A 3,880-nucleotide genomic window follows, 5' to 3' on the forward strand; every position below is an offset into this window, starting at 1 on the left:
GCCGAGAAAACCTGGCGCCGCATCAACGGTGCCGAACACATCGAACTGCTCTTGAAGGGCATTCCCTTCAAGGACGGAACTCCGGCGCATGACAATCCGCCGGATCAGCAGAAACTCGCCGCCTGAGAACCGGCCACGATCAGCCCTCGTACACCAAATTTGACAATACCTCTGAATGAAGAGCACTGCTAAAGTTAGCCGTTTGGCTGGCTTGAGCGACTTGAGCTCAGCAATGTCAAGCGCCCGGGCCTCCGTCACCAGTTGCGTGCGTTTGGACACGGAAAGCAATGCTGGTGCCTGTGGGAGGCCGTCGGCCAGGCTTCGCAGGGTCTGGATGTGTTTGAGGAAGCTGGCGATTTCGCGTGCGGCGGGGCGCTTGGGCTCGCGCTTCAACTGGTCCCAACCGGATTGCTCGCCCTGACCGTTAAACAACGCCTCAATCCGAGCGATTTGCGAGTCGTCGAGCGCGTCAGCGATGGCACGATAGATGGCTTCATTGCACCGGCTGCGGGCCTGGGTGGCCATTCGGTGAAGACTGGCTAATGGCGGTAGTTCGCACCGTAGCCGGATCAGTTCTTCGATCAGCACGTTGATAATGTCGGGCAATTCGACCTTGGTGTGCGCCGCTTCGGTTGCGAGCGCCTCCAGCCATTTCAGCGTGTTGGCTTCGACCGGTCGAATGTGGAGATACCCGCGTAGCAACTTCTGATGGCGGGACCGCGTGCCAGAGGCATCGTAGCGCTTGACTGTGGCGCGGGGTAGGGCAGAGGCGCGCAGTGCTGCGCGCACGTGATCGATCACGATAGGAGGCACCTCAGCCAGCATGGGGAAGTAGCCAAGGCGCTGCAGCAGTTTGAGCTGCACGAGAATCAGGACCGTCGTTGAGGTGCGACGGGACTGGCTGCGCGCGAAGCGGATCTCGGTCGGTGTCGGTGTGAACGCAGCTTCCAGTTCGGCGGCGGTAAGCTCAGCCGGCAGCGCCGGATAGGCGGTATCGTGGATCGAGGGCATCCTTAGTGCCGCACAACGTCCAGATTGATGTGCCCGATGTTCCGGACCTCGTCATCATTGCGGATTGTGCTGTCGCCATTTGAAGCAGCCAAAGTTCTCCCCCTGTTTTCCAAATCCGCTACCTCCCTTGGGTCCGGTATCGGAGCCCCTCGACAGCGTGCGTGCCAGGATGTGGAATTTGCCCGCCTTTGATGACAGATCGACGGGCCAAGCGCTCCCGACCTCAGCCCATCTTTGCCGATTTGTGCTGTTTTGCGCACTCATTCGCAATTTGAGCTCCCTCTGGTCGGGGCCGCAGCTCGCGACGTTATCCGGGGCGCTGGAGGCTAGATTCCCTCGAAAAATCAATGAGTTGCCGGAGATGTGGCGGATTTTTTGCGAATCCCGGCCGACCCTCTGGAGCGACGGGAATCACTTGCCATTGCTGTGGAAGCCTTTCAAATCATGGCGTGCGGCAATATTCCAGATGGCGAAAGGGCTGCGCTTCGTCGCCGCGACCGAAGACTGCCGACTGCTCAAGGCGTTGGACGTCGTGCTCCAGAACGAGCACCGCAAGAACGAATGGCTCGCCGACGAGGTCGACCTGTCGTTCGCATCCGAGCGCTGGCGAAAGCTGGTGCGCCGCTCGCATGGCCTGGGCAACCCGACGAATCGGCGCTACCTGGAAGTGTGCGTGTTTTCCCATCTGGCTGGCGATCTGCGCTGCGGCGACGTCTGCATCGAAGGATCGGGTAATTTTGCCGACCTTCGCCAGCAATTGATGCCGTGGCAGGAATGCCAGGCATTGTTGCAGGATTATTGCGACCGGATCGGCCTGGCGTCCGATGCGCAGGGCTTCGTCGACGACCTCAAGCAGCTGCTGACCCAGACGGCCGAACAGGTCGACAGCGAATTCCCGCTGCATGCCGGCGACGTGACGATCAGCCCGAGCGGCGAGCCAACGCTCAAGCGCGTCGAGGCGCGCGAAGTCCCGCCGTCGGCCATCGCCTTGCAAGCCGCCATCGACAGCCGGCTCGTGCCACGCAACCTGCTGGACATCCTCGCCAACATTGAACACTGGACGGGATTCACGCGCAATTTCGGACCACAGTCGGGCGACGATCCGAAGCTGCGCAACGCGCGCGAGCGCTATCTGCTCACTGTGTTCGCGATGGGTTGCAACCTCGGCCCGAACCAGGCGGCGCGGCACCTGTCGAACGGCGTGACGCCGCATCAGCTGTCGTACGTGAACCAGCGCCACATGGGCCTGGAGCAGTTGGACAATGCCTGCCGCGACCTGACCGAACTGTATCTGCGCCTCGATTTGCCGAAGCTGTGGGGCGAAGGCAAGAAGGTGGCTGCCGACGGCACCCAGTACGACTTCTACGAACAGAATCTTCTGGTCGGCATGCATTTCCGCTACCGGCGCATGGGCGCCGTGGCCTACCGGCATGTGGCCGACAACTACATCGCGGTGTTCCGCCACTTCATACCGCCAGGCGTGCTGGAGGCCATCTACGTCATCGAGGGCTTGCTGAAGGCCGGCTTGAGCGTCCAGGCCGACACCGTCTATTCGGATACACACGGCCAATCCGAGGCCGTCTTTGCCTTCACCTACCTGAACGGCATCCAACTGATGCCGCGCATCCGCAATTGGAAGGATCTGCGCTTCTACAAGGCGGCGAAGGGCATCCGCTACAAACACATCGACCGTCTGTTCACCGATGTCGTCGATTGGCAGCTGATCCGCAACCACTGGAAAGACCTGATGCAGGTGGCGATCTCGATCCAGACCGGCCGCGTCGTCTCGCCGATGCTGCTGCGCAAGCTGAGCCATGAGGGCCGGCACAACCGGCTGTTTGCGGCAGCGCGTGAGCTCGGTCGCGTGCTGCGCACGGTCTACCTGCTCCGCTGGATCTCGCGGAAGGACATGCGGCAGGAGGTGACGGCGACCACCAACAAGATCGAGTCGTACCACGCCTTCACCAAATGGCTCGACTTCGGCGGCGACGTTATTACCGAGAACGATCTGAACGAGCAGCAAAAGCGCGTGCGTTACATCGATCTGGTGGCCTCGGCCGTGATTCTGCAGAACACGGTCGACATGATGCGGATCCTGCAAGACCTTCACGCTGCCGGCGAAGCGGTGTCCGCGGCCGATGCCGCCTTCATGAGCCCGTATGGCACGACCGGGGTTAAGCGGTTCGGCAACTACCACCTCGATTGAAGCGGCCGCCGGAACCGTGGCTCAAGGAGTCCTTGTTCCGCCAGGCCTTGAAGCGCGCCCGCTCGGACGCCGGCAACGGCAAACGCAGCGAGAACAAACCGGGAGCATCAATATGAGCGATTCCGACGAAACGGTCGAAACGGCCTACGGTCGCCTGGACCGGGCAGCATTGCGGCAAGCGCAGGACACGTATGACACCACGCTCCTACTGCGCATGGTGGACGAGCTCGATGCCATGCTGGCCGAAGCCCGCGCTGAGGATGGGCTGCGCGATACGCTGCTGCGTCTGCACGGGATGGCACATACGGTCATCAACGGCGCAGGGATGACAGTCGCAACCGGCGAGGAAAGTTTGCCGGAATTGGCGTTCGACACGCTGGCCGAAGTGCTGCGAATCGTCATGATGCTGCAAGGCTGCTCCGACAGATCGAGCCGCTGGAGCAACTGACGCCGCGCAACTGACGCATAAAAGCCACGTTCTTTATTACTTTTGGGCTTATGACCCCGGATCCGCTCCAGCATTGTGAGCCACGTCCACAAGTCCTGTCAGGTGCATGCGTTGCCACAAACGGAGACTCATGGATTTCCCTAGGCTCTCCAATCTCCAAGGCTGCTGACCCGAGATGTCAATCGGCCGCGTACTGCGCCTTCAATACTCTGCCC

At 61.2% G+C, this 3,880-nt stretch carries 1 protein-coding gene and 2 pseudogenes; 2 read left to right on the forward strand and 1 reads right to left on the reverse strand.

The window, feature by feature from the left end; genetic code table 11:
• Window positions 1-159 precede the first annotated feature (159 nt).
• Window positions 160-1,011 (reverse strand): annotated as a pseudogene (locus tag J8I34_RS35655) (DUF4158 domain-containing protein); the annotation flags it as partial.
• A 409-nt stretch (window positions 1,012-1,420) separates the two neighbouring features.
• Between J8I34_RS35655 and J8I34_RS33450 the strand changes: the two are divergent.
• Window positions 1,421-3,333, forward strand: a pseudogene (locus J8I34_RS33450) (Tn3 family transposase); the annotation flags it as partial.
• Window positions 3,330-3,665, forward strand: coding sequence for a Tn3 family transposase post-transcriptional regulator TnpC (gene tnpC / locus J8I34_RS33455; protein ID WP_245176331.1), 336 nt, complete (start codon window positions 3,330-3,332; stop codon window positions 3,663-3,665). The pseudogene J8I34_RS33450 and the gene tnpC, both read left to right, overlap by 4 nt.
• The last annotated feature ends 215 nt before the right edge of the window (window positions 3,666-3,880 follow it).

It is taken from the genome of Cupriavidus phytohabitans (genome assembly GCF_017815025.1).
Classification (GTDB): Bacteria; Pseudomonadota; Gammaproteobacteria; order Burkholderiales; family Burkholderiaceae; genus Cupriavidus.

Bases quoted from the DNA above. Each gene is read 5' to 3' on its own strand.
- tnpC (WP_245176331.1), top strand. From the start codon at position 3,330: ATGAGCGATTCCGACGAAACGGTCGAAACGGCCTACGGTCGCCTGGAC.